Source organism: Aliiglaciecola sp. LCG003 (assembly GCF_030316135.1).
Classification (GTDB): domain Bacteria; phylum Pseudomonadota; class Gammaproteobacteria; order Enterobacterales; family Alteromonadaceae; genus Aliiglaciecola.
Genome location: NZ_CP128185.1, coordinates 465,349 through 489,316 on the forward strand (window position 1 = coordinate 465,349; position 23,968 = coordinate 489,316).

The window sequence follows — 23,968 nt, forward strand, 5'->3', positions numbered from 1 at the left end:
ACCTTTTATGCCTTAGGGAAGCTCTTGGCCGCGAGCGGTAACATAAAGTGAATACCAATGTTCGCGGGTAAGGTTTACATTCAACGCCTTAACACTATCGGCTATTCGCTGAATATTGGTGGAGCCTATAACAGGTTGAATTCCCGCCGGATGGCGCATCAAGAAAGCCAACAGAATAGCTTCTCTGCTGGTTTGATATTCGGCTGCAAGTTTGCTCACTAAAACAGCGGTTTGTTTTACGAGCTCTGCTTGTCCGCTCAGTTGTCTACCTGAAAGCATTCCTTGGCATAAGCTACCCCAAGCCTGAATCTGTACGTTATTCATACGACAATATTCGACCGTTCCTGAACCAAAATTTAAATCCTTTCCTGATGAATTATTAACCAAAACAACATCATCTAAATAATTGAGGTGAGTTAAATGCATCTCAATTTGGTTAACCACAAGTGGCATGTCCAGGTAGTGTTGTAAAAAGTGCATTTGTTGTTGATTGGTGTTTGACAAACCGAAATGCTTCACCTTGCCGCTGTCTTTTAGGCGTGAGAAGGCATCTGCAACTTCCTCAGGCTCCATTAACGGATCAGGCCGATGCAGTAACAATATATCGATAAAATCTGTATTTAAGCGCTGCAAAATATCGTCTACAGAGTTTAAAATATGCTGTTTAGAATGATCAAATCGTTTAGGCCCGAATTGATCTTCAAGTCTAATTCCACATTTCGACTGTAAAATAATTTGTTCTCTAAGTCCTTGTCTATCTTTTAATACTTGACCAAACACTTGTTCAGCCTTGCCCAAGGTATAGATATCAGCATGGTCGAAGAAGTTAATGCCAGCATCTAGTGCAGCATCTACAATATTGTGCGCCTGTGCTACATGTTCAGGTTGATATGGAGATTGATCCCATCCACCGCCAAGCCCCATGCATCCATAAGCGATGGGTCGAGCACCTGGAAAGTAGTTATGAAGTGGTAACTTTGTCATTTTGATTCTTATTGAACAGCAAGATAATTTATTCTAGTGATTTTCAAAAAAGAATACAGTGAATACGTATGCTAAAGGATTAATTAGTATTTGGAGCACGTATGTGAATTGATCGTAAGTGGCATGTACTTGTATGAGTATAAGAACATACCTGTTCAAATTAACCAGGGTAAAAACATGCCTGTCCAAATTAGCCAGCGTAAAGGGGAGTGGATAACCTGAATGCAACATGAAAAAAGTGGATGTCCAAATAGGGGGAAAAGTTGGGTGTCCAATTAAACAGGTAAATGTGCCTGTCCAAATAAGGAGGTGCCTGTCCAAATAAGGAGGTGCCTGTCCAAATAAGGAGGTGCGCCGATTATATTGAAAGCAAAAAACTGAATTTAGGCCAAGGGAGTTGGCCTGTATTCAGTTTTTAAAATAATCGACTCTCTAAACTGCGCTTAAACCCATGGCGCAGTTAATATCATAGGCAGCCAACAGGATTTTTTATTTGACATCAATAGTATTCTAAATCGCGTACTTTGCCCCAAAAAACGCGATATGAAAAAAGCGTATATGCGAAAATGCAGGGGATGACGATAATCGCACCGTAAAAAATCACCCGCAAGGATTCAGGTGCACTGGCTGCTTGCCATACCGTCATTTTGCCGGGCACTACATAGGGATAAAAACTTAAGGCAAAGCCAGCAAAGCTGAACGTAAAAATACAAGCACACAAAACAAAGGGTAACCAACAGCCTTCATCATTTTTCATTGGTAAACGTTGCAATACTTGAAAGCCAATAGCAAAAAAACCAAAGCACAGTGCTGGGACCATGACAATTAAATAGGCCCATGGCAATTGTGTCCAACGCTGCAATACAAAATCATTAATTAACGGATTGATAACGCACACTGCCAAAATACCCACAAAGGTTATGTAACCTGCCTTACGCGCCCAACCTATGGCTTTAAGCTGTAACTCATCTTCAGTCTTCATGATTAACCAACATGCACCAATTAAGGCGTAAGCCATGGTAACGCCAACTGCACTGAGGACACTAAAAGCAATAGCACTAAAGGTATTTTCAAAGCCCATCACGAACATGCCAAGCATATAGCCTTGAGACATTGCTGAGATAAGTGATCCAAGTTTGAAGGTTATATCCCATTTATCTTTATGCTGCTCTATAACTTTGGCGCGAAAATCGAAAGATACTCCACGCATAATGAGCCCAATTAGCAAAATCGCAGCAGGCATATATAGGGCCTTCAATATCACATTGTGGGCACTAGGAAACGCAACCAACAGTAACCCAATAGCGAGCACTAGCCAGGTTTCATTGGCATCCCAGAAAGGGCCAATCGAAGCAATCATTTTGTCTCGGTGAGTAGGGTTATCCATTGGCAATAACAAGCCAACACCCAAATCATACCCATCCAAAATTGCATATACCAAGACCGAGAAGGCCATTAAACCAGCGAAAATAATAGGTAGTTGACTGTCGATGATCATGCGGTTTTCTCCGGTTTTGAAGATGTTCTTGCAGATAGCTCAGACAAACTATACTCCTCAATAAGTACAGACTTACGTGCCATAAAAAATAAGGTCTTGATATAAGCTACTAGCAATAAGCCATACACTAATAAATACATCGCGAGACTAGTGGCGACATTACCAGGTGCAATATCGGTGACTGCCTGACTGGTGGTTAGTATCCCGCTCACTAAGTAAGGTTGACGGCCTATTTCTGTAACGTACCATCCTGCCAAGGTAGCAACCCAACCAGAAAAAGTCATACCAATTAGCAGTCTCAACATAAATTTGGGCAGCTTATTATTGCGCCACAACAAAAAGCTGGCTAACCAAGAGCTTGCTAACATCAGCATGCCAAGGCCCACCATTATCCGAAACGCGTAAAAAACCGGTTTTACAGGAGGATGATTTTGTTCAAACTCATTCAACCCTTTGATCGTGCCATTAGGATCATGAGTCAGTATGAAGCTAGCTAAATTAGGTATCCCAATTTCATAATGATTGGTGCGCAAGTTTTCATCAGGAACAGCAAACAATAATAGAGGGGCACCATCAGTTGTGTCCCAAACCCCTTCCATAGCGGCGACTTTTTGAGGTTGATGTTCGAAAGTATTTAAGCCGTGAAGATCCCCCATGAATATTTGCAACGGCATTAATATTGCTGCTAGAAATACCCCAGTTCGTAGCGCTACGTTCGGAGCCTTTTTATTGTCACCACGATGGATTCTATAGGCAGATAACCCTGCCACCAAGAAACATGCTGTTAAACCTGAGGCGAGCAGCATATGTCCTAATCTGTATGGGAAAGACGGATTGAATACAATAGCGAACCAGTCAACAGCATGAGCAACGCCATCGCGCATTTCAAAACCTGCAGGAGTGTGCATCCAAGAATTGAGTGACAATATCCAAAAGGCTGATAAGGAAGTACCTATAGCGACGATTAATGTAGCGAGGGTATGAACCCATGGCGGTACTCGATTGATACCAAACAGGACTATACCCAAAAAGGTCGCTTCTAGAAAAAATGCTGTCAGCACTTCATAGGCTAAAAGCGGGCCAGCTATATTGCCGACAGTTTTCATAAAACCTGGCCAATTTGTGCCAAATTGAAATGACATAGTAATGCCACTGACTACACCCAATGCGAAGGTCAGGGCAAATACTTTTACCCAGAAACGATAGATTCGCATCCAAACTGGATGCTTTGAAATATGGAAGCGGACTTTGAAATAGAATAACAACCAACACATTGCGATAGTAATGGTTGGAAATAAAATATGAAAACTGATATTCGCAGCAAATTGGATGCGTGAAAGTAACATTACGTCGGCCATGAGGTGCTCCGGATGACGAGTGTGAACAACATTAATGACATAGGATTAATTCAACTGTTTTTAAGAAATTTATCTTTCATGTCGAGTACTTTTCCAACTCCTGAACCAAGTTTCATCAGGGTGGTGAGCTTTTCAGGGCTCAACCTCTGCAGCTCTTCGCTCCATTTGGTCATGTTTTCCAGTAACTCATGTATTTCCTGCAATCGATGTTGGGCATATTCTTCCTGTTGATTCGCAGGTTGATCCAACAAAATGTCACGTAACACACTCAAAGTCGGATCCATTTCTCGTTTGCGTCGCTCTTCAAAGACTTTGTTTGCCATGTCCCAAATACTGCCTAAGGCTTTGAAATAGTCTTTTCTGTCACCTGCAACATGCTGTATTTGCACTAGACGCCAAGACTGCAATTCCTTTAATCCCATGCTCACGTTTCCGCGAGAAATACTTAAGGCTTCTGCTATGTCGTTAGCACTGAGCGGCTGTTCATTGACAACTAGCAATGCATACATTTGCCCTACGGTGCGATTGAAACCCCATCTACTACCCATTTCACCAAAATGCATAACAAAGGTTTCAATCATCGGAGTCATTTTCATCAAAGCCTCTTTCTGAAGTTTCAGTAATTTCTGAAAATTATAAAGGTTTGCTTAAATAGATCAATATATTTGTTTGCCAGCCAGCTAAGAACCGATACAAATGTGCATTATTTGCGTATTGTATATATTAAGGAGATTGTTATGCGTAAATTAGCTTTTTTACTAGTTGTTTTGATTTTACCTAGTTGTACTTCGCTTCCTGAAGGCATTAAACCAATTGATAATTTCAATATGTCGAAATATTTGGGAACCTGGTACGAGCTCGCCCGACTGGATCACAGTTTTGAACGGGGCTTAGAACAAGTAACAGCAGAATACGTGTTGCGAGAAGATGGTGGGATAGATGTCATAAACCGAGGTTTTGACCCCGAGTCTGGAAAATGGGATGAGGCTAATGGTAAAGCCTATTTCGTCGGTGAGCCGTCAATAGGCCACCTTAAAGTTTCTTTTTTTGGGCCTTTTTATGCCAGCTATGTCATCTTTGAGATGGATCAACAAGATTATCAATATGCTTTGGTAACAGGTCCCGACAGAGACTACTTTTGGCTACTTAGTCGGCAGAAATCACTCCCTGACCCTATCATGCAACAACTTATCAAAACGGCAAAAGACTCTGGTTTTCCTACAGAGCAGTTAATTTATCTGCAACATCCCCATTGATGTGCCTAGATAGTGAAATAATCGGATTGTTATAAAGGTCTTAAGTTTCTGAGCACTATAATTATTTGCATGCTGAATTCGAACGCTGTTTTTTTGTCATAATGATAACTAATCTCTAGATATTTAGATTTTGAAGCTCAACATATTCTGTGCTCAGTTGCCAAAATAACAACAAAGGTAAGTCATGCTCGATAGCCAACTTGAAATTGTCCAACAAGCCAAACAGTTTTTGCAGGACGTTACACAACACGATTATATTTGTACTTCCAATCCACATTCATCGGGCAGTGCGGGTGCCCACATGCGCCACATCATCGACCATTATACGGCCTTAATAAGCGGGGTTGAATCTGGCATTATTGATTACAACAAACGTGACAGATTATCTAACCTCGAAACCTGCCCAGTTCTGGCTAAAACGAAATGGGATGATATAGAACACTGGTTTTTACAGCATAGTGAGGTGTCGTTGCAGCATGAGCTCCAAGTGATTAGCGAAATCAGTATAACTCAAGCCAAGAGTGTCCAAGTGACCTCAACCTTGGGCAGAGAACTGGTATTTGTTGCTAACCATGCAATTCACCACTTCTTTTTGCTGGCTGTACTGCGCTCATTGCAGGGTAAAAGCTCCCCTAATTCATTCGGTATTGCTCCTGCAACAGCAACATTTGACCGCAAGCTTGCCTAGAAATACGTATTAACCATAGAAAAAGTATGGATTTTATGCATAATAGCGGCGCTTAAATCCAACTTGCAGGCCACACGCTATGTCTATCCAACAATCTCTTCTTTCTCGCAGTAATCAAACCTGTGAATTGTGCACATCTTCTGATTCACTCAGTGTTTATGACGTCCCGCCTGCTGAGGCACACGCTGACAAATGCATTATGGTTTGTGCAACCTGCGCCGCTCAGCTAAATGGGGAGGCTGATATTGATATGAATCATTGGCGATGCCTAAATGACAGTATGTGGAGCACAGTACCAGCGGTTCAAGTTGTCGCGTGGCGAATGCTAAAAAAACTATCTTCTGAGGGATGGGCACAAGATCTTTTGGACATGATGTATTTAGATGAAGAGATGCTCAAATGGGCTGAAGCTGGCCTTGTTGAGCACAGCGACGAACCAACACTTGATTGTAATGGCACAATATTGCAGGCAGGTGATACGGTAACATTGGTAAAAGATCTGAATGTGAAAGGTGCTAATTTTACAGCCAAAAGAGGTACTGCTGTTCGAGGGATAGGTTTAAACAGTAATCCAGAACATATTGAAGGTAAAATCAACGGGCAGCGAATCGTCATTATTAGCGCGTTTACCAAAAAGTCATAATAATCAATGTGTCTCAAGCCTGGTTCTAATTGGAACCGGGCAATAGCAATTCTTGCCAGCCGTTGAATCTATATCGAACATAGAGAAATTAGCCCGGTTACAATGGGCCGTTCCTATAAGCTTGCCAACCCTTTCCCATGTACAATTTCAATAGCTTTTCTGGTGCCTTTGCCAAATCAACACTTAACAGTAGTCCGGGTGTATCATTGAAGTTTTTGTCTATGCCAAGGGAATGAAACTGGGCGCCTAATTTTTGATAGTGTTTGGCTAACACAGGAATGTCCTTTCCATCCTCTTCTATACAGGCAAGCAGTGCGGCTAAATCATCTTTAAGACTGTAAGTATTAGCGTAGTCGTGCAACTCTGGATGCAATGGAAATTCAAATTCTACCTGGGCACTTACTTTGTCTGTTGGCGTAACCAATGCGTGCTTCATTATTGCTACACTTCGGGTGTCGTATAGTTTGCTTAGGGATACAGTTCCGTATAATGTCCGATAGTGAGGAAATTTACATACAAAGGTACCTATTCCGCGCCATAGCAGCAATAAGCCCTGAAAACTGCGTTGGTATTCGGGAATTAAGAAAGAACGTCCCAGCTCCAAACAAGGAGCTCGTCGATTGACAAACTCACTGGAAAAATTAAACATTCGGGCTAAATATAACTGCGTTAAATCATTATCTTGCAGTAAAACATCAGTTCTGCCCATTCTATAAGCTCCCACAACATGCTGTTTGCTGTGGTTTACCACAAACAAATGTGTGTAGGTCTGATCAAAATCGTCGCTCTCTATCGGTTCTCCTGAGCCCTCGTTGTGCAATCTAAACACCAGTTCAAGAAGACGGGCAATTTCATTTAACGTCGCTGGAATTTGCCCATGCATAGCATAATAAACACTGAAGTCATTATGAGTCAGCAGGCATTGTTCTGGTGGCAGCACTTCTAGTTCATGTTGTATTTTTCGCCATTCCACAGGTTGGCCAATAGTCTGCTGCTTCAATATGTGATTGGCTGGCCAATCAAGTCGCCAATTCGGATCTTGGCAATAGCTTTGTACGCGGCACAAGGCCGCGTGGTGAATGGTATTTTGAGGTGAATATACCGATGACTTTACTGGGTTTCCGCAGCTAATGTTAACCACTGAATTTTGTTTGTTTAGAAACTCTCGAGCTAACATAAGCATCCGTACCCGAAAATACACTCTTCCTAAACGGTAAAACCAAGGGCTGTTTTGACCTTCTATGAAAATGGGCAGATATTGGGCATTGCTTGCGCTAACAAGTTTGCCAACAACCCGATTCCAATCGTGCTCACTGATCCGCTTCTTTGCTGCTTGATAATACGAAACCCGTCCGGCGGGAAATATGAGTAGCGCACCTCCTTGCTGCACATGCGTTAAGCTTGTTCTGATTGAAGGCGTATTTTTAGGATCTTTTTCAGATAAAGGATTGGTGAATATAAAATAGTCTTTGAGCTCCGCAAACAACTTTAAACCTAGATTGGCAAGCACCTTAAGGTCGGGTCTTATTTCTCCTATTAATAAGCACAATATCACTCCTTCAATACCGCCAAATGGGTGATTACTGGCGATCACTAGAGGTCCCGTTTTTGGGATAGACTGTTGCAGTTTTAGCCCACCTTGAACGGATATATCCATTACATCAAGCAGTTTTCGGGCAAAATCCTCTTTGCTCATGTTCTGCATTTGATGCTGCTTATAGATACGGTCCATCTTTTTTATGCCGATGATGCGATCCAATAAGCTAAGTGCGACACGTAGAGATAAGCTGGACTTTTCTGCCGGCAATAAATTGCTAAGACTAATAGATGCTGACATGGATAGGGCCCAGTAATAATTCAATAGATGTAAACAATGATTACTTCAACACTTATATCAAATGCTATTATTGTAACGCAAAAGATTCTTCCAACCGTTTTTCGGGCATAATAGAGTTAGACCGTGAATGAATCGTTTTAATTACCAAAATAGTTGAAGGTAAAAAATGGAAAAAATAACCATAATTGCTCCTGATGATTGGCATTTGCATTTCCGCGACGGGGATATGCTCACTGAGACGGTAGCGGCCACCGCCCGTTGCTTTAGCCGCGCGATTGTCATGCCAAACTTGATGCCACCTATCACCAGCGCCGAAATGGCCTTAGACTATAAAGTTAGAATTCTCGCTGCCAAACCTGATAACAGTGACTTTGAGCCATTGATGGTTTTATATCTGACTAATAACACCACCAAACAAGATATTTTAGATGCAAAAGCGGCAGGGCTGGTGGCCGCTAAGTTGTATCCCGCTGGGGCTACCACCAATTCTGCAGCAGCCGTAGAAGGTATCCAAGCACTGTTTCCCATTTTCGAGGAAATGGAAAAGCAGGGGTTACTATTGTTAGTACATGGTGAAGTTACTGAGTCTCACGTAGATATATTCGACCGAGAAAAGGCCTTCATCGATAGGTACTTGCGTAACATCGTTAGTACATACCCAAATCTAAAAGTTGTGTTTGAACATATCACAACAGCCGATGCTGTCGAATTCGTCAACTATAGCTCGGACAATGTGGCAGCAACCATTACCCCTCAGCACTTGCTGATGAACCGTAATGATTTATTAGTTGGCGGTATCCGCCCCCATAATTTTTGCTTGCCAGTCCTAAAACGCAGTACCCATCAACAGGCGCTACAACAAGCAGTTGCGTCAGGTTCAAGTAAGTTTTTCCTAGGTACAGATTCGGCTCCCCATGAAAAGCATCGAAAAGAGTCTGCCTGTGGTTGCGCCGGTTGTTATAGTGCTTGGAGTGCGTTAGAGCTATACGCACAGGTATTTGAGCAAATTGGAGCCTTGGACAAATTGGAAGGATTTGCTAGCTTCCACGGTGCCGATTTTTATGGTTTGCCAAGAAATACCAAAACGATCACGCTAGCGAAGCAAAGCTGGCATGTGCCAGAGCAAATTATTTTACCTAACGGAAATCCGATAGTGCCCTTCTTTGCGGGTCAGCAGTTGGATTGGAAGTTGATTGGTTGATTGCATTCAGTCGGCGGACGCCCTCTTGCATTTCGCTGTGGCAAGCTGGGCTGTTTAGGTACAGTTTGTCGCTATGCTAAAAAGCGGCTAACATAGATTGGACCCGATAGCTTCTAATTGCTATTTTTAGATAGAAAAATGTAGATAACGAGGGCAATACCAGTCTTACAGTCAAGATGAATTCACTGATAGTACTGTATTTGCAGTGTTTTCTGCACAGGGTGATAAGAACCAGTACACTGAGGTTGAGCAGTTATCTGCATTATCCTCTATTGCGGTATTAAAAGACGACTTTCGACACAAAATATTAAGCCATAAAGGTCTCAACAATATCCATGAGTATGCCAATTGGCAGCTTGCGATAGACGCTGTTTTAGATGGCTCTAATGCGGCTATTTTTTTCTCTGACCCAGGAATGCAATATTTCTGTGCTACTAAAGGAAATGATTGCAATGCATTAACTCGCGTGTTTATGTACCAAACAATGCGTAGCTACTTGGTTTTGTCTAAAGTGGAGAGCAACAAAAAATTGGTGCAGAAACTCATGATTGCTGCGGAGCAATATAAAAATACAACCGAATTTGCTGAGCTAAGTCAGCAGTGGTTAAAACAATATGAATCTCAACCTATACGCATTCCTATGCACATAGAAAATGGTGTGTTGAATCTATGGGATCAATAAGCGGAACCAAAAATGACAAAACTTGTTAACTACGAAAAACACGATAATTTTGCTCTTATTGCTATAGATAACGGCAAAGCGAATGCCATTTCACATGATGTTATTGAACAACTGAATGCTAGCTTGGATAAAGCCGAACAACATAATCTAGTGGTTGTGTTAACGGGTAAAGAAGGCATGTTTTCAGCGGGTTATGATTTGAGTGTAATGAAAGAAAGCATGGAGTCGGCTATGTCTTTAGTCGAAAAAGGCTCAACATTATCTAAACGCTTATTGTCGTTCCCAACTCCAGTAATTGTGGCTTGTTCTGGTCATGCGGTGGCTAAAGGTGCTTTTTTACTGCTGTCTGCGGATTATCGAATCGGCGTCGATGGTGATTTTAAAATAGGATTAAACGAAGTTGCTATAGGTATGACTATGCATTATACCGGTATAGAACTTGCTCGTGAGCGCCTCAACCCAGTGTATTTTAGTCGTTCGGTTTTGAACGCAGAAATATTTAATCCAGAGTATGCTCTCGATGCTGGTTTCTTAGACTTAGTGGTTAAGCCTAAAAAGTTCGCGAAAACAATTCGCAAAGTTGCTGCTGCTATGAGCTCATTAGACATGAAAGCCCATCGCCAAACGAAATTAAAAGCCCGTGCTGACTTTTTAGCGCTATTGGACCAGTGTATCGAAAAAGACCGCTCAGGTTCACTGTAAGTTCGAATGATAATATCCCTTAACTAAGCAAGAGAATAATGTGACAACACAGTTTAATACCCTACCGCTCAAAGCAGAATTATTGGCCAACCTTGAAACCCTTGGCTTTACACAAATGACTGAAATTCAAGCGCAAAGTCTACCAAAGATTCTGGCAGGTAAAGATGTTGTCGCAAAAGCTAAAACGGGCAGCGGTAAAACCGTGGCTTTTGCTTTGGGGTTGCTAAATAGCTTGGAAGTTGAACGCTTTCGTATTCAGGCATTGGTTATGTGCCCAACTCGAGAGCTGGCTGAACAAGTGGCAGAAGAGATCCGTCGCGTTGGCCGTATGATCGAAAATATGAAAGTCCTGACATTGTGTGGTGGGACGCCTATGGGACCGCAAATCGGTTCCCTGTCCCATGGCGCTCATATCATTGTTGGTACGCCAGGTCGCATCATGGATCATTTATCTAAGCGACGCTTAAAGCTACATGACGTTAAAACCTTGATCTTGGATGAAGCGGATCGGATGTTAGACATGGGTTTTGAAGATGAAATGGAAGCTGTAATCAAGGCCTCTCCAAATGATCGTCAAACCCTGCTTTTTTCTGCAACATATCCCGATCAGATTAAACAAATCAGCCTCAAGGTTCAGCGTAACCCAATTGAAGTCACGGTAGAGTCAACCCACGATACAAATAAAATCAAACAGTTGTTTTTCGAAGTTGATGAAAACCATCGGGTCAAAGCAACGGCTGCACTGTTAAGCGAATATCAGCCTGAATCGGCAATTATATTTTGCAATACGAAAATTGCCTGTCAAACATTAGATGATGAGTTGACTGCTTTGGGCTTCTCTGTAATGGCATTGCATGGAGACTTAGAACAAAGAGACCGTAATCAAGTCTTGGTTAGATTTGCGAATAGAAGTGTTTCAGTGCTCATTGCCACAGATGTAGCCTCCAGGGGGCTCGATGTCAAAGGGGTGGGCGCAGTTATAAATTATCAAATCACGCCGGATCCAGAAGTTCACGTGCATAGAATTGGCCGGACGGGGCGGGCAGATGCAGAAGGTCTAGCCTTAACGCTGTGCAACCCCAATGAGATTGGCAGAGCCAATGCTGTTGAAGATTATCAACAACAGAAATTAGAATGGAAAGGTATTCAAGCAATGCGTTTTCATGCTAATCGAATTGTCCAACCTGAATTCCAGACAATTTGTATAGACGGCGGTAAAAAAGCCAAGCTTCGACCAGGCGATATCCTTGGCGCTCTAACCAAAGATGCGGAAGTGCCGAGCGAGGATGTGGGTAAAATCAATGTAACAGCAACCCATAGCTATGTGGCCGTTAAACTGAGAAGCGTAAAACGTAGTCTTAAACAATTTAATGAAGGCTCAATGAAAGGGCGTAAATTTAGGGCCCGTAAATTAGCCTGATTCAATACTACTTCCTCCCTCTAGCCGCAAGTTACCTTTGCGGCCGTAAACTTAATACCTCAATCGAAAGTCCCCTAGTGCACTTTATTGTTGCGAATAAACTATCAATTAGTTGCAGCTCTGCAAAGTATATCCACAGTCAAGAAAGCGCGGGTGAAGGATTTTGACTGTCCAAATAGTGCTAAATACACAGTCAATAATCACAATAATCATGCCTGTCCAAATAGTGGCACAATAATCATGCCTGTCCAAATAGTGGCACAGTCAAGAAAGCGCGGGTGAAGGATTTTGACTGTCCAAATAGTGCTAAATACACAGTCAATAATCACAATAATCATGCCTGTCCAAATAGTGGGATGCTAAAAATAGAGGTAAAAAAAGAGCGCCTTAGCGCTCTTTAGTTTTGATAATGTGCGATTACCAAATTTTCACACGTTGTTCTGGTTCCAAATACAAAGCGTCAGTTTGCTTAATATCGAAGGCATCATAGAATTCAGGAACATTGCGAACTGCGCCATTGGCTCTGAACTCACTAGGAGAATGTGGATCGGTATCAATCTGATTTCTTAGGGTTTCTGGACGATATTTGTTAGCCCATATTTGCCCAAAACCTAAGAAAACTCGTTGAGTACCAGTGAAACCATCTATAACGGGTGATTCTTCACCTGCTAGAGACATCTGATAAGCCTTAAGTGCAATAGATATACCGCCCAAGTCACCAATATTTTCGCCGAGGGTAAATTCACCATTTACGTGAACACCTTCGAGTGCTTCGAACTCGTTATACTGGCTAATGAGTTGTTTAGTACGGGTGGTAAACTCAGTTTTATCATTTTCAGACCACCAATTACGCAGCACTCCGTCGCCATCGAAGGTACTTCCTGCATCATCAAATCCGTGACCAATTTCATGACCAATTACCGCACCAATTCCACCGTAGTTAACGGCGTCTTCAGCTTCCATATTAAAAAACGGAGGTTGCAATATAGCCGCTGGGAACACGATTTCATTCATAGGGGGGTTGTAGTAGGCATTAACCGTTTGTGGATTCATCGCCCACTCATGTTTTTGCACAGGGCCTTTCTGTTTTTCTAACATTTGTGCGTATTGTACTTCGTTAGAGCGTTTTACATTGCCCAACAGATCATTCTCTGCAATGGTTAATGCACTATAGTCTTTCCATTTATCAGGGTAACCAATCTTGGGAGTGAACTTGGACAATTTATCTAAGGCTTCAGCTTTGGTATCTTCCGACATCCAATCTAATTCTTTGATACTGACTTCGTATGCTTTTAAGAGATTGCTAACTAGGCCCATCATGTGTTCTTTTGCCTCAGGTGAAAAGTGCTCTTTCACATAGACTTTACCGACCACTTCGCCAAGATGTTGGTTAACTAAGTTAACTCCACGACGCCACATTGGGCGCGGCTCTTGAACACCATAAAGAGTCTTATTATAAAATTCGAAATTAGCTTGATCGAACTCGCTGGTGAGGTAAGTAGCGGTATTGTTTATCACTCCCCACTTTAAAAACACTTTCCAGGTTTCCAAATCCGTATCGGCAATAATGTTGTCCATACTGCGCATGAAATCTAATTGAGTGACGACGAGGTAATCAACATCACTCAACTCAGCAGCGTCCAACATAGTTGGCCACGGGAACTTTGGCATCAATTCAGCAAGTTCAGCCACGGGGACTTTATTGTAAAGCCCAACCATATCACGGGTCTGTTCTTTTTTCATATGCTGCTCGGCGATGCGAGTTTCTAGCGCCATAATCACTTTAGCGCGCTCTTTACCATTTTCTAAACCAGCTAGTTCAAACATGCGAGCAATATGATCTATGTACTGTGCACGGATACTCGCAGAAGTCTCGTCTTCCTTGAAATAGTATTCCCGCTCAGGCAAGCCAATTCCACTTTGCCAGGTTAGAATCATGTATGCATTTGGATCTTTGAAATCAACATATTGACCCACCGAAAAAGGCGCACCAAAACTGTGCTTGTTTGCGTATGCAAAATACTGAGCTAGTTGTTGGTAATCTCCAATCGCATCTATTTTGGCAAATTCAGGTTTGAGCGGTGCGATACCGATTTCATCACGTTGTTCCATATTCAAGAAAGAATTGTACAAGCCGCCGACTTTCTGCTCATCTGATCCTGCGCTAAAATCACCATCTGCAGATGTTTTGATTATAGTCATTACATCTTCTTGGGCTTCGTCTCTGAGGATTTGAAATGATCCGTAACTGGCTTTATCTTCTGGAATTTCTACGCTATCTAACCACTTGCCATTGGCGTATTTGAAAAAGTTATCGCCAGGTTTGATGCTATTGTCTATTTGTTCAAGGGAAATGCCAGATGCCATGCTAGCACGGTCAATCTTTTGACTAACTTTAGTAACGGATTGTTCAGTCTGCTCTGCGCCTGTTTTGGACTGAATCTGGGAGTTTTCTGATTTCGAACAACCGCCAAGGGCAACGGCTACAGCGATAGATAGTAAGTATTTTTTCATTAATACACCTCATTAGTTATGGTCTTGCTTCCATGCGCAAGTACGGATGACATCAAACAGGTAAGCAAAAATTACTTACCGAACTTAAATATAAATCTGTCGGTATTGCCCCGAATGGACGGGTCAAACACAGAATTTTGATGGGTATCATTTTTGTTACGCAGGTAATAGGCCTCTTCGCGTAATGTAAACCCGGCCTCAGTAAAATGCGCTTTAACAATTTCGGGGTCGATACGATGCAACTGATTAGCTGCTTCATAACCCGATCCCGTGCTAGCAGCATGATCGATTATAATAACGATACCATCGGGCTTGAGCTTCAGTTTTAACAGAGCCAGTACACTCTTGTGGTCGACGTATTCTTGCCGTAGTTGGATCAGTTTACCGTTTTGGGTCATCTCGGTAAAAAATAAATCATGGTAATTGAGCGCCATAAAGGCGATATCAACAGAATCATCTGGAATAGTGATTTTATCAATAGCGATGTTGTCCAAACGGACGACGTTGGGCAGACGGTTATCTTTGGTTCTTTGCTTTATACCTTGTTCTGCAAATCGCCAAATCACTTCATCGTTTTGAGCATATACTTTTCCATCAGGACCAACCGCCATAGAGAACAATTCGGTATACCAGCCATCTCCACTGAACAAATCTAATACGGTGTCACCGGATGCCACACCGCTAAAACCTAGTATTTGTGCCGGTTTTCGGGCTTTATCTCTTTGGCTATCTTCGTTGGGACGGGTTGGTGATGCCAGCAATGCAGTTAATTGTTGCGCAGATAATATAGAACGACTCGGGACTATTGTATTGGCTTGATCAGCATTTACTATTTGGCTTGCCAAAATTAAAGGCAACAAGGCCTTGAAATATGTAGATAGTTTCATGGTACAGCGACTGTGAATTTAATTACAATGCCTAGCATAACGTTAACTCCAGCAAATTTGCATTAAAAACTGTAACAGAACAATTCGGGTTTCTTTTTAATCTCTATTTAAGGTACTTTATTTGCTATTCATAACATGGAGAAAATTATTTTGAATGCCACAATTATTGCGTTGATAGGTTATATCAGTTGGACGCTTCTTTTATTGATTGCAATTGGCGTTTATCGGACCAAATTGGTACTTAGCAAAGAGCACTTAGCGAACGAGTTTAGCCCGGATGGGGCAAGCTCACCTATTTTCGGACGTCGACTCACTCGAGCCCAAACTAACTGTGCTGAAAGTTTTGTTTTTACAGGGGGGGTGTTGCTGTTGGCGTTGGCTACATCATCAACGATTATTACCGATGGCTTGGCTTATTTTCTCTTGGCTGCAAGGCTTAGCCAATCTATTACCCACTTGATATCTACATCAGTGTTAGCTGTCCTGTTACGTTTTATATTCTTTTTGATCCAAGTCGCGATAAGTGCCTATTGGTTGTTTATGCTGTTTACTAAATTCACAGGTTAGCTTTTTTATGACAGATTTCGATAAATACAAACAGATTTCACCTTGCGAGTACGCAGACGGATTGCCAAGAGAGCAATTTGTCGACTACCAAATTCACAGCTTATGGCCTCAACCCCCGCGGATCGCAGGACCCGCTTTCACGGTTTTGTGTGAACCTGGAGATCATCTAATGTTGCACGCAGCAATCTATCAGGCCAATGCAGGTGACATAATAGTTGTACAAGCCGATCCGAACTTTGCTGTGGCCGGGGGCAATGTATGTGCTATTGCGCAAAGTCGAGGCATTGCCGGATTTGTGATTGATGGCGTGATCCGAGACCTTGCCGAAGTACGGGATTTACAATTTCCTGTTTTTGCTAGAGGGGTGATCCCCAAGCCTGGAGCAAAAAAGAAATATTCGGCCCTGAATCAACCCATTGTTTGTGGTGGGGTATCTGTCAATCCTGGCGATCTAGTTATAGCTGATGAAGAAGGCATAGCCGTGGTACCTCAAGATCAAATCCCGTCAGTATACCAAGTTGCCAAAGCGCGCACGGACAAAGATGCTGCTACGACGTTACAGCAATGGCAAGACAGTCATAAACACAATATCGAAAAATTAATCTCTGATTTAAAATAAACTCACAATGGAATTTTCATGTTTAAGTTTTTTGAACGGTTAGTCGCACCGTTCCCAGTTGAGCATCCGACTCAGCCTCCAAAGTCTATCGTTGCATTTTGCCGCTATTATACAAAAGGCATGTGGCCAGCCATATTTACCGTGTCAGTCCTTGCCGCATTGGTTGCAGCACTAGAAGTGTCACTTTTTGGCTATGTTGGCCAATTGGTCGATTGGATGTCTCAGAAAGACCGACAAACCTTCCTCGCCGAGGAAACTAATAGCCTATTTTGGATGGCTGCGGTAATACTGATTATTTTGCCGTGTTTGGTTATTTTACAATCGTTACTGACTCACCAAACGTTACTGGGTAATTACCCAATGAAAATTCGCTGGCAGGCACACCGTTATTTAATCGGCCAAAGTATCGGTTTTTTTCAAAACGAATTTGCGGGTCGGGTCGCCACTAAAGTCATGCAAACCGCTTTAGCTGTGCGCGAAGCGGTAATGAAGCTATTAGATATTCTGGTGTATGTCAGCGTCTACTTTGTCAGTATCGTGGTGATGGTCTTTTCCATTGATTGGCGCTTAAGTGTGCCCTTGCTGATTTGGCTGTGCGTGTATTTCATTATCCTCAGATCAGTTGTACCAAGGTTGAAAAAAGCATCTCAGAAACAAGCAGATGCACGTTCAATAATGACCGGACGCATCGTGGATAGTTACACCAATATCATGACGGTGAAGTTGTTCTCTCATAGCAGCCGAGAGTCGGAATACGCTAAAGAAGGTATGTCCGGCTTCTTAAATACGGTTTACCCGCAAATGCGTCTGGTAACACTGTTGTACGGTTGTGTGTGGTTTTCCAACGCCCTGTTAGTTTTTAGTATGAGCGCACTGTCTATTTATCTTTGGTTGCATAATATTGTTAGTCCTGGCGACTTGGCCGTTGCTATCACATTGTGTTTACGACTAAACGGCATGTCACAGTGGATCATGTGGGAAGTATCCTCACTATTTGAAAATATCGGCACTGTTCAAGATGGCATCAATACCTTATCTAATGAAGTTTCCGTTCAGGACCAATCGCAAGCACCAGCTTTAGACGTCAAGGGCGGCGCGATAGAGTTTCAACACGTAGACTTTGGTTATGCCGGTCCAGAAGGAGTGCCAATTGAGGTGTTCAACAAGTTAAATCTATCGATAAAACCTGGCGAAAAGGTGGGCTTGGTTGGGCGATCCGGTGCCGGTAAGTCAACTTTGGTTAACTTACTATTGCGTTTTTACGACATTCAAAGCGGTAAAATTCTGATTGATGGCAAAGACATCAAAGAGGTAGCGCAGGAAAGTTTGCGGGCCAATATCAGCATGGTGACGCAAGATACCTCTTTGTTACATCGTTCAGTACGAGAGAATATTGTCTACGGCAAACTAGATGCCACTGAAGAACAGATGATTCAGGCGGCCAAACAGGCTGAAGCCGATGAGTTTATTCATAACTTGTCTGATCTAAATGGCAATGTTGGCTACGATGCTCAGGTGGGAGAACGGGGAGTGAAATTGTCAGGTGGTCAACGACAACGAATCGCAATTGCTCGGGTAATGCTTAAAGATGCTCCAATACTTATCTTGGATGAAGCAACCTCAGCATTAGATTCTGAAGTAGAAGTGGCTATCCAGCAATGTTTGAACAAAGTGATGGAAAACAAGACTGTATTGGCAATTGCCCATCGTCTATCCACTATCGCGCAAATGGATAGGTTATTGGTACTCGACGAAGGCCGAATCGTTGAGTCGGGTAGCCATGCTGAATTACTTGCCTTGAATGGTATTTATGCCAAGTTATGGGCCCACCAAACTGGTGGATTCATAGGCGTAGAATAGTTTTAAGATTCGTTAGCACTAGGGCGGGTGCCCCATGCAGGTTAAGTGCAGCAGGAGTAATCCGCCTCTTTATGTAATGGCTGTTAAGCTCTGAAATCTAGGTGTATATTTTTTAGCTTTGCTAACTCCCAAGGGTAATAATTTGGTTTGGCTGAGACTCCGAATGTGCTTTTGTGCACAAAATAGCAAATCAGCCTTTTGTTTTTCTTGTATAGACCCCATCAATGAGTATAATACGCGTCCCTCCTTGTGTGACTCAATGTTTCTCTGTAAAGAATCTCTCGAATTCACAAGGTTGGTGTAACTATAAGACGATCAGCTTTTGATGGTATGCGTTAGGGGTGTAGTTCCAATTGGTAGAACAGCGGTCTCCAAAACCGATGGTTGGGGGTTCGAATCCCTCCACCCCTGCCAAACAACATGTAGTAACGATAATTTGAATTAGAACATGTCGGTTATGTCATGCAATACCGGCATTCAATACGGAAGTAAAAGTATGAGCGAAAAAGTAGAAAACCCATCCAATTCACTGGATATGCTCAAGTGGTTAGTAGTCGTAGTACTACTTGGTGGCGTGATTGCCGCAAACACCTATTATCAAGAAGTTTCCGTTCTTTACCGTGCATTGGGCGCTGTTTTGTTAGTAGTGATTGCTGGCTTTATTGCAAGCAGCACAGTGAAAGGCAGTACGTTTTTGACCTTTGCAAAAGAATCTAGAATGGAAGTCCGTAAAGTTGTTTGGCCTACTAGACAGGAAACTACAACGACTACCATGATTGTGTTAGCTGCAACCGCTGTGATGTCATTATTATTGTGGGGACTTGATGGCATTATCGTTAAGTTGGTTTCATTCATCACTGGATTAGGAGTGTAAAACATGTCTGCTAAAAATTGGTACGTGGTACAAGCATTCTCTGGTTATGAAGGCCGTGTACAAAAAACCTTGCTTGAGCATATCAAGATGCACCAGATGGAAGAATTCTTTGGTGAAATCTTAGTTCCTACTGAAGAAGTGGTAGAGATGCGAGCGGGTCAAAAGCGCAAGAGTGAACGTAAATTTTTCCCAGGCTATGTGCTGGTTGAAATGGAAATGAACGAAGACTCTTGGCACCTAGTGAAGAGTGTTCCGCGGGTATTAGGCTTCATTGGTGGTACCTCTGATCGCCCTATGCCAATCAGCAAAAAAGAAGCGGAAGCAATTCTTAATCGTCTTGAAGAGTCAGTTGATAAGCCAAAACCAAAAACTTTGTTCGAGCCAGGCGAAGTGGTACGTGTTACCGATGGTCCTTTTGCAGACTTCAACGGTGTTGTCGAAGAAGTGGATTACGAGAAAAGTCGCTTAAAGGTTTCAGTATTGATATTCGGTCGTTCAACTCCAGTAGAGTTGGAATTCGGTCAGGTCGAAAAAGGTTAATCTTTCTACGTAAACGTAGATTTTGCAAAGCAACAGATTACAAAAAAGACGTCATAATTGACGTCTTTTTTTATGCCTAGAACACATTAAGATTTGCTGGATTATATCTCGACATTTACCAGTGTGGGGCAAAATCCGGGTCGATTAAGCGCTTATTGGTATCTAGTTTAGTAATTTTGTCCATTTGCTCAGCGGTTAGGCGGATGCCTTTAGCCTCGAAATTACTATGAATATGCTCTTTGCTTGTGGAAGCTGGGATGGGAATAATGCCATGTTGTATCTGCCATGCAATGGCTATTGAAGCCGGACTAACATCATGCTCTTTGGCAATTTTCTGCAAAATTTTATCTTGCATTACATTGCCATTCCCTAACGGCATATAACCGACAACTTCGATTCCTTTACTGCGGCAAAAGTTAACCATATCGGAATTCTGGAACTGTGGGTGAATTTCGATTTGGTTACAGGTTACGTTTTCCTGGCCGATGACTGCGAACGCTTGCTCCAGCAAAGGTGCAGTAAAATTAGACACACCAATTGCTCGGGTATAACCTTTATGCATGGCTGAGACTAATTCACTCAAATATTCTTCCATTGGTACTTTACCCTCTGGGGAAGGCCAATGTATCAATAAGAGATCAACATAATCAGTTTGTAAGTCTTCAAGACTTTGCTCGACACTGGGTAAAAACTTATCTTTGCTAAAGTTGTCTGTCCACACTTTGGTGGTTAGAAATATATCACTTCTACTTACATCTGAATCTGCTATGGCTTGCCCGACATCTTTCTCATTCCCGTATACTTGTGCAGTATCAATATGGCGAAATCCAGCTTCTAGGGCGTGTTGTATTGCTTGTTGGAGACTTGTACCTTTAAATCGAAAGGTTCCAAATCCGGGGCTGGGTATAGAGACGTTGTACATGCTTTCACTCCTTATTTTCTAACAACATTGCGAATTGGATAGTGAAATAGAAACTATGGAAGAATGATGCCAAAACTTAACTATTTGATTATTATAGTTATAATTCGAATGTGAAAATCTATATTGTAAACTTTGCAAGACCGAAGGGTAGTTCTTCCATTATATTTGAATAGGGCCTTGTTGCACGAGAATGGGATTAGCTATTTACCACAGGAATTTTCTTCTGAACGCTAAACTAGACTTTCATATTATAAAGAATTGGCTAATATTTTGGTCTAAGTGTTTAAGGTGTAGTGCTTGAAGGAAGCAAGTTTAATATATCTTTTGCAGTGTATTTAATTGTGAAATCCTAGCTATTAAACATCCATCATATTTCAAAATATTTCACTGTTAACATATTTGAGTTTTATTTAACAGATTGATTAATATAAGGAATGTGTTATTTAAAATAACTATTTTGATGATTGTTGAGCGCTGTAGACGCAATGTAAAGTTTCGTTACGATTGGTGAATTGCGGTTGTAACTGCTTGAAACTATCATTGCCCATCATGTTGACCTTAGAGCTATGCGACACAGATGTTAGGTTAATTATCAACTATTCTAAAGGACAGAAAAATGGATTCTCTAAGACATATTTTAAGAAAAACTTCACTACTAGTAATTTTGGTTGGCATTTCAGTCGGGCATCTCCAAGCCAAAGAAGATAATCAAAGCGATAGTATCGAGAGAGTAGAAGTGGTCGGAGAAAAAACTTTGGCATTTTACCGTACCCAAATGGAAGCGGCAGAGGTTGAGTTTTATGATGAGTTCAATAAACATGTGAAAAATTCTAGATACAAGGTTGTTTGCAAAGACGAACCTAGAGACAATTCTTATCGAATCACTCAAAAAGCCTGTTATCCCATGTATTTTTTGGAGAAAAAAACGGACATGATTAATCGAGCTCGTCAAAGCCGCAGCGCTATTCCATCCAACAAAGACGTTGAAGCATCCCTAAGAAGTGAAAAGGCTAAGGCAATGAAGCATGCTGAAAAGCTAGTGCAAAAAAAACCAGAATTAAAGACTAAATTGGTTGAAATGTACAAGACTAAGCAGTTATTTCTAAAAGCAGAGCAACAAGCAAATAACAACTAGTCTAGTGTGACAATTCAATTTAATAGCGTTGGGTTTAAGTAACTAGAATTATGAATATAATTCAAGGCCCTTAAATGCGGGCCTTAATTGTTAAACAAATAGAAAATCTTACATTTTAGATAAGCAGCAAACAGGCGATAACGATATTGCTCTGCTAACTTAATTAGTCGCTGATTTTGCTGCCTTCTGAAAAATCCTACAGCGCAGTTCCTCAAATGCAGTTCCTCACATAATGGTATGTGCCGTTGGATGACTGAGAACATTTAGTTGCCTCTCAAATTAAAGTACATATTATCGACATTAAGGCTTGCGTAGGTTAAATATATAATCTATAATTCGCGGCCCTTTTTATTGAATGGGAAGCCGATCGAGCAATCATACTCAGTGTTTTGCGAGGCGCTAGACCCAAATTTGAGAGAATTATAATGGCTAAAAAAGTTACTGGCTTAATCAAGCTACAGGTTGCGGCTGGCGCTGCTAACCCAAGTCCACCAGTTGGTCCTGCTCTAGGTCAACACGGTGTAAATATCATGGAATTCTGTAAAGCGTTTAACGCAAAAACAGAAAGCTTAGAAAAAGGCGCTCCTGTACCTGTAGAAATTACAGTATATGAAGATCGCTCTTTCACCTTCGAAACTAAAACTCCACCTGCTTCATTCTTATTGAAAAAAGCTGCTGGAATCAAGAGCGGTTCTGGTCGTCCTAACACTGAAAAAGTGGGTAAGGTGACACGCGCGCAATTAGAAGAAATTGCAAAAGCAAAAGAACCAGACCTTACTGCAGCTGATTTAGAAGCTGCTGTTCGTACCATCGCTGGCTCTGCACGCAGCATGGGCTTGGTAGTTGAGGGGTAAGACATGGCTAAATTAACAAAACGTTTGCGCGCCGCTCGTGAAAAAGTTGACGCAACGAAAGAATATGAAATCAATGAAGCTGTTGCTTTGTTGAAAGAATTAGCAACAGCTAAATTCTCTGAAAGCGTAGATGTAGCCATTAACTTGGGCATCGATGCACGTAAATCTGACCAAAACGTTCGTGGCGCTACTGTGTTACCAAACGGTACAGGTAAAGACGTTCGTGTTGCAGTATTTACCCAAGGTGCAAATGCTGAAGCGGCTAAAGAAGCCGGTGCTGATATCGTTGGTATGGAAGACTTAGCTGAATTAGTTAAGAAAGGCGAAATGAACTTTGACGTAGTTGTTGCTTCTCCAGATGCAATGCGGGTTGTTGGTCAACTTGGTCAGATTCTTGGTCCACGTGGTCTTATGCCTAACCCTAAAACGGGTACGGTTACTCCGGACGTTGCCACTGCAGTTAAAAATGCAAAAGCGGGTCAAGTTCGTTACAGAAACGACAAGAACGGTATCATCCACGCAAGCATTGGTAAAATTGCTTTTGAAGCAAACCAAATTCAAGAAAACCTTGATGCATTGTTGGATGCCCTGAAGAAAGCTAAGCCTTCTTCAGCTAAAGGTACTTATTTCAAGAAAGTTAGCTTAAGCACCACTATGGGCGCAGGCGTAGCACTTGATCAAGTAAGCCTTGGCTTGAAATAAATTTTCACCTAAGACATGTAATTGTCTAACGTGAACTTATGAGCGTTGCTCATCTCTCTATTGGTTATGGGTTGGAGCTTTTTTTCAACATTGTTGAAAACAAAGCTCCCGTCCAAGACCGCAGGTGTGAAACGGTGAATGAAGTAAGAGAGCATTTACACTAAACGTTTTACTTAATACTAACATGCCTGCGCAGACGGTGGTTTCGACTCAGACTCTCTGGGA

At 42.0% G+C, this 23,968-nt stretch carries 23 protein-coding genes and 1 tRNA gene; 16 read left to right on the top strand and 8 right to left on the bottom strand.

Annotated elements, in window-relative coordinates; genetic code table 11:
* Positions 1-12 precede the first annotated feature (12 nt).
* The 4 genes from QR722_RS01965 to QR722_RS01980 form a co-directional block, all read right to left on the bottom strand.
* Entirely contained in the window at positions 13-984 is a 972-nt protein-coding gene (locus QR722_RS01965) for an aldo/keto reductase (protein WP_286285080.1), read from the bottom strand.
* 499 nt (positions 985-1,483) lie between these two features.
* Positions 1,484-2,482, bottom strand: coding sequence for a cytochrome d ubiquinol oxidase subunit II (gene cydB, locus QR722_RS01970; RefSeq protein WP_286285081.1), 999 nt, complete (start codon positions 2,480-2,482; stop codon positions 1,484-1,486).
* Complete coding sequence (locus QR722_RS01975; protein WP_286285082.1) at positions 2,479-3,840, bottom strand: cytochrome ubiquinol oxidase subunit I; 1,362 nt, start codon at positions 3,838-3,840, stop codon at positions 2,479-2,481. Before QR722_RS01975 ends, cydB begins: the two co-directional genes overlap by 4 nt.
* 50 nt (positions 3,841-3,890) lie before the next feature.
* Positions 3,891-4,436, bottom strand: coding sequence for a GbsR/MarR family transcriptional regulator (locus QR722_RS01980; RefSeq protein WP_286285083.1), 546 nt, complete (start codon positions 4,434-4,436; stop codon positions 3,891-3,893).
* A 141-nt stretch (positions 4,437-4,577) separates the two neighbouring features.
* On the opposite strand from QR722_RS01980, the gene QR722_RS01985 reads away from it, so the two are divergent.
* The 3 genes from QR722_RS01985 (at position 4,578) to QR722_RS01995 (ending at position 6,427) form a co-directional block, all read left to right on the top strand.
* Positions 4,578-5,096 carry a lipocalin family protein gene (locus tag QR722_RS01985; RefSeq protein ID WP_286285084.1) on the top strand — a complete coding sequence of 173 codons (519 nt, stop codon included), beginning with the start codon at positions 4,578-4,580 and terminating at the stop codon, positions 5,094-5,096.
* A gap of 184 nt (positions 5,097-5,280) precedes the next feature.
* A complete protein-coding gene (locus tag QR722_RS01990; protein WP_286285085.1) occupies positions 5,281-5,784 on the top strand; it encodes a hypothetical protein in 504 nt (167 codons plus the stop codon).
* Between the two features lie 79 nt (positions 5,785-5,863).
* The gene (locus QR722_RS01995; protein ID WP_286285086.1) at positions 5,864-6,427 is read left to right on the top strand and encodes a PhnA domain-containing protein; all 564 of its coding nucleotides are present in this window, start codon (positions 5,864-5,866) and stop codon (positions 6,425-6,427) included.
* Positions 6,428-6,524: 97 nt separating this feature from the next.
* On the opposite strand, the gene QR722_RS02000 is transcribed toward QR722_RS01995, so the two are convergent.
* Complete coding sequence (locus tag QR722_RS02000) at positions 6,525-8,264, bottom strand: bifunctional lysophospholipid acyltransferase family protein/GNAT family N-acetyltransferase (protein WP_286285087.1); 1,740 nt, start codon at positions 8,262-8,264, stop codon at positions 6,525-6,527.
* Between the two features lie 166 nt (positions 8,265-8,430).
* On the opposite strand from QR722_RS02000, the gene pyrC reads away from it, so the two are divergent.
* The 4 genes from pyrC (at position 8,431) to dbpA (ending at position 12,269) form a co-directional block, all read left to right on the top strand.
* Entirely contained in the window at positions 8,431-9,465 is a 1,035-nt protein-coding gene (pyrC, locus tag QR722_RS02005; RefSeq protein ID WP_286285088.1) for a dihydroorotase, read from the top strand.
* Between the two features lie 205 nt (positions 9,466-9,670).
* Complete coding sequence (locus QR722_RS02010) at positions 9,671-10,147, top strand: type 2 periplasmic-binding domain-containing protein (protein WP_353506897.1); 477 nt, start codon at positions 9,671-9,673, stop codon at positions 10,145-10,147.
* Between the two features lie 12 nt (positions 10,148-10,159).
* Complete coding sequence (locus QR722_RS02015; RefSeq protein WP_286285089.1) at positions 10,160-10,849, top strand: crotonase/enoyl-CoA hydratase family protein; 690 nt, start codon at positions 10,160-10,162, stop codon at positions 10,847-10,849.
* Positions 10,850-10,889: 40 nt separating this feature from the next.
* Positions 10,890-12,269, top strand: a complete 1,380-nt coding sequence (dbpA, locus tag QR722_RS02020) for an ATP-dependent RNA helicase DbpA (protein ID WP_286285090.1) — start codon at positions 10,890-10,892, stop codon at positions 12,267-12,269.
* Positions 12,270-12,686: 417 nt separating this feature from the next.
* On the opposite strand, the gene QR722_RS02025 is transcribed toward dbpA, so the two are convergent.
* The gene (locus tag QR722_RS02025; RefSeq protein WP_286285091.1) at positions 12,687-14,783 is read right to left on the bottom strand and encodes a M13 family metallopeptidase; all 2,097 of its coding nucleotides are present in this window, start codon (positions 14,781-14,783) and stop codon (positions 12,687-12,689) included.
* A gap of 71 nt (positions 14,784-14,854) precedes the next feature.
* Positions 14,855-15,670, bottom strand: coding sequence for a class I SAM-dependent methyltransferase (locus QR722_RS02030; protein ID WP_286285092.1), 816 nt, complete (start codon positions 15,668-15,670; stop codon positions 14,855-14,857).
* Positions 15,671-15,820: 150 nt separating this feature from the next.
* On the opposite strand from QR722_RS02030, the gene QR722_RS02035 reads away from it, so the two are divergent.
* The 6 genes from QR722_RS02035 to nusG all read left to right on the top strand — a co-directional run bounded on the left by QR722_RS02035 (position 15,821) and on the right by nusG (position 20,130).
* Complete coding sequence (locus QR722_RS02035) at positions 15,821-16,237, top strand: MAPEG family protein (protein ID WP_286285093.1); 417 nt, start codon at positions 15,821-15,823, stop codon at positions 16,235-16,237.
* Positions 16,238-16,244: 7 nt separating this feature from the next.
* The gene (locus tag QR722_RS02040; protein ID WP_286285094.1) at positions 16,245-16,856 is read left to right on the top strand and encodes an RraA family protein; all 612 of its coding nucleotides are present in this window, start codon (positions 16,245-16,247) and stop codon (positions 16,854-16,856) included.
* A gap of 18 nt (positions 16,857-16,874) precedes the next feature.
* Positions 16,875-18,716 (top strand): ABC transporter ATP-binding protein, encoded by a 1,842-nt coding sequence (locus QR722_RS02045; protein WP_286285095.1) that lies wholly within the window; start codon positions 16,875-16,877, stop codon positions 18,714-18,716.
* Positions 18,717-19,053: 337 nt separating this feature from the next.
* Positions 19,054-19,130 (top strand) — tRNA-Trp (locus tag QR722_RS02050).
* A gap of 82 nt (positions 19,131-19,212) precedes the next feature.
* On the top strand, positions 19,213-19,590 hold the full coding sequence (gene secE, locus QR722_RS02055) for a preprotein translocase subunit SecE (protein ID WP_286285096.1): 378 nt from the start codon (positions 19,213-19,215) through the stop codon (positions 19,588-19,590).
* Between the two features lie 3 nt (positions 19,591-19,593).
* Entirely contained in the window at positions 19,594-20,130 is a 537-nt protein-coding gene (gene nusG, locus QR722_RS02060; RefSeq protein WP_286285097.1) for a transcription termination/antitermination protein NusG, read from the top strand.
* Positions 20,131-20,245: 115 nt separating this feature from the next.
* Here the strand turns inward: nusG and dkgB are convergent, their stop codons facing one another.
* Positions 20,246-21,052, bottom strand: a complete 807-nt coding sequence (dkgB, locus tag QR722_RS02065; protein WP_286285098.1) for a 2,5-didehydrogluconate reductase DkgB — start codon at positions 21,050-21,052, stop codon at positions 20,246-20,248.
* A gap of 616 nt (positions 21,053-21,668) precedes the next feature.
* On the opposite strand from dkgB, the gene QR722_RS02070 reads away from it, so the two are divergent.
* From QR722_RS02070 to rplA, 3 genes are all read left to right on the top strand, one after another.
* Complete coding sequence (locus QR722_RS02070; protein ID WP_286285099.1) at positions 21,669-22,187, top strand: hypothetical protein; 519 nt, start codon at positions 21,669-21,671, stop codon at positions 22,185-22,187.
* A gap of 425 nt (positions 22,188-22,612) precedes the next feature.
* Positions 22,613-23,041, top strand: coding sequence for a 50S ribosomal protein L11 (gene rplK / locus QR722_RS02075; protein ID WP_286285100.1), 429 nt, complete (start codon positions 22,613-22,615; stop codon positions 23,039-23,041).
* Between the two features lie 3 nt (positions 23,042-23,044).
* Positions 23,045-23,743 (top strand): 50S ribosomal protein L1, encoded by a 699-nt coding sequence (rplA, locus tag QR722_RS02080; protein WP_286285101.1) that lies wholly within the window; start codon positions 23,045-23,047, stop codon positions 23,741-23,743.
* Positions 23,744-23,968 lie beyond the last annotated feature (225 nt).

What these genes read in the sequence shown, in the direction of transcription:
- QR722_RS01965 (WP_286285080.1), bottom strand. Translation starts at nt 984, where the DNA reads ATGACAAAGTTACCACTTCATAACTACTTTCCAGGTGCTCGACCCATC.
- rplA (WP_286285101.1), top strand. Translation starts at nt 23,045, where the DNA reads ATGGCTAAATTAACAAAACGTTTGCGCGCCGCTCGTGAAAAAGTTGAC.
- QR722_RS02045 (WP_286285095.1), top strand. Translation starts at nt 16,875, where the DNA reads ATGTTTAAGTTTTTTGAACGGTTAGTCGCACCGTTCCCAGTTGAGCAT.
- QR722_RS01985 (WP_286285084.1), top strand. Translation starts at nt 4,578, where the DNA reads ATGCGTAAATTAGCTTTTTTACTAGTTGTTTTGATTTTACCTAGTTGT.
- pyrC (WP_286285088.1), top strand. Translation starts at nt 8,431, where the DNA reads ATGGAAAAAATAACCATAATTGCTCCTGATGATTGGCATTTGCATTTC.
- QR722_RS01990 (WP_286285085.1), top strand. Translation starts at nt 5,281, where the DNA reads ATGCTCGATAGCCAACTTGAAATTGTCCAACAAGCCAAACAGTTTTTG.
- QR722_RS02040 (WP_286285094.1), top strand. Translation starts at nt 16,245, where the DNA reads ATGACAGATTTCGATAAATACAAACAGATTTCACCTTGCGAGTACGCA.
- QR722_RS02000 (WP_286285087.1), bottom strand. Translation starts at nt 8,264, where the DNA reads ATGTCAGCATCTATTAGTCTTAGCAATTTATTGCCGGCAGAAAAGTCC.
- nusG (WP_286285097.1), top strand. Translation starts at nt 19,594, where the DNA reads ATGTCTGCTAAAAATTGGTACGTGGTACAAGCATTCTCTGGTTATGAA.
- cydB (WP_286285081.1), bottom strand. Translation starts at nt 2,482, where the DNA reads ATGATCATCGACAGTCAACTACCTATTATTTTCGCTGGTTTAATGGCC.
- QR722_RS02015 (WP_286285089.1), top strand. Translation starts at nt 10,160, where the DNA reads ATGACAAAACTTGTTAACTACGAAAAACACGATAATTTTGCTCTTATT.
- QR722_RS02025 (WP_286285091.1), bottom strand. Translation starts at nt 14,783, where the DNA reads ATGAAAAAATACTTACTATCTATCGCTGTAGCCGTTGCCCTTGGCGGT.
- QR722_RS01995 (WP_286285086.1), top strand. Translation starts at nt 5,864, where the DNA reads ATGTCTATCCAACAATCTCTTCTTTCTCGCAGTAATCAAACCTGTGAA.
- rplK (WP_286285100.1), top strand. Translation starts at nt 22,613, where the DNA reads ATGGCTAAAAAAGTTACTGGCTTAATCAAGCTACAGGTTGCGGCTGGC.
- QR722_RS02070 (WP_286285099.1), top strand. Translation starts at nt 21,669, where the DNA reads ATGGATTCTCTAAGACATATTTTAAGAAAAACTTCACTACTAGTAATT.
- QR722_RS01975 (WP_286285082.1), bottom strand. Translation starts at nt 3,840, where the DNA reads ATGGCCGACGTAATGTTACTTTCACGCATCCAATTTGCTGCGAATATC.
- QR722_RS01980 (WP_286285083.1), bottom strand. Translation starts at nt 4,436, where the DNA reads ATGAAAATGACTCCGATGATTGAAACCTTTGTTATGCATTTTGGTGAA.
- QR722_RS02030 (WP_286285092.1), bottom strand. Translation starts at nt 15,670, where the DNA reads ATGAAACTATCTACATATTTCAAGGCCTTGTTGCCTTTAATTTTGGCA.
- secE (WP_286285096.1), top strand. Translation starts at nt 19,213, where the DNA reads ATGAGCGAAAAAGTAGAAAACCCATCCAATTCACTGGATATGCTCAAG.
- dkgB (WP_286285098.1), bottom strand. Translation starts at nt 21,052, where the DNA reads ATGTACAACGTCTCTATACCCAGCCCCGGATTTGGAACCTTTCGATTT.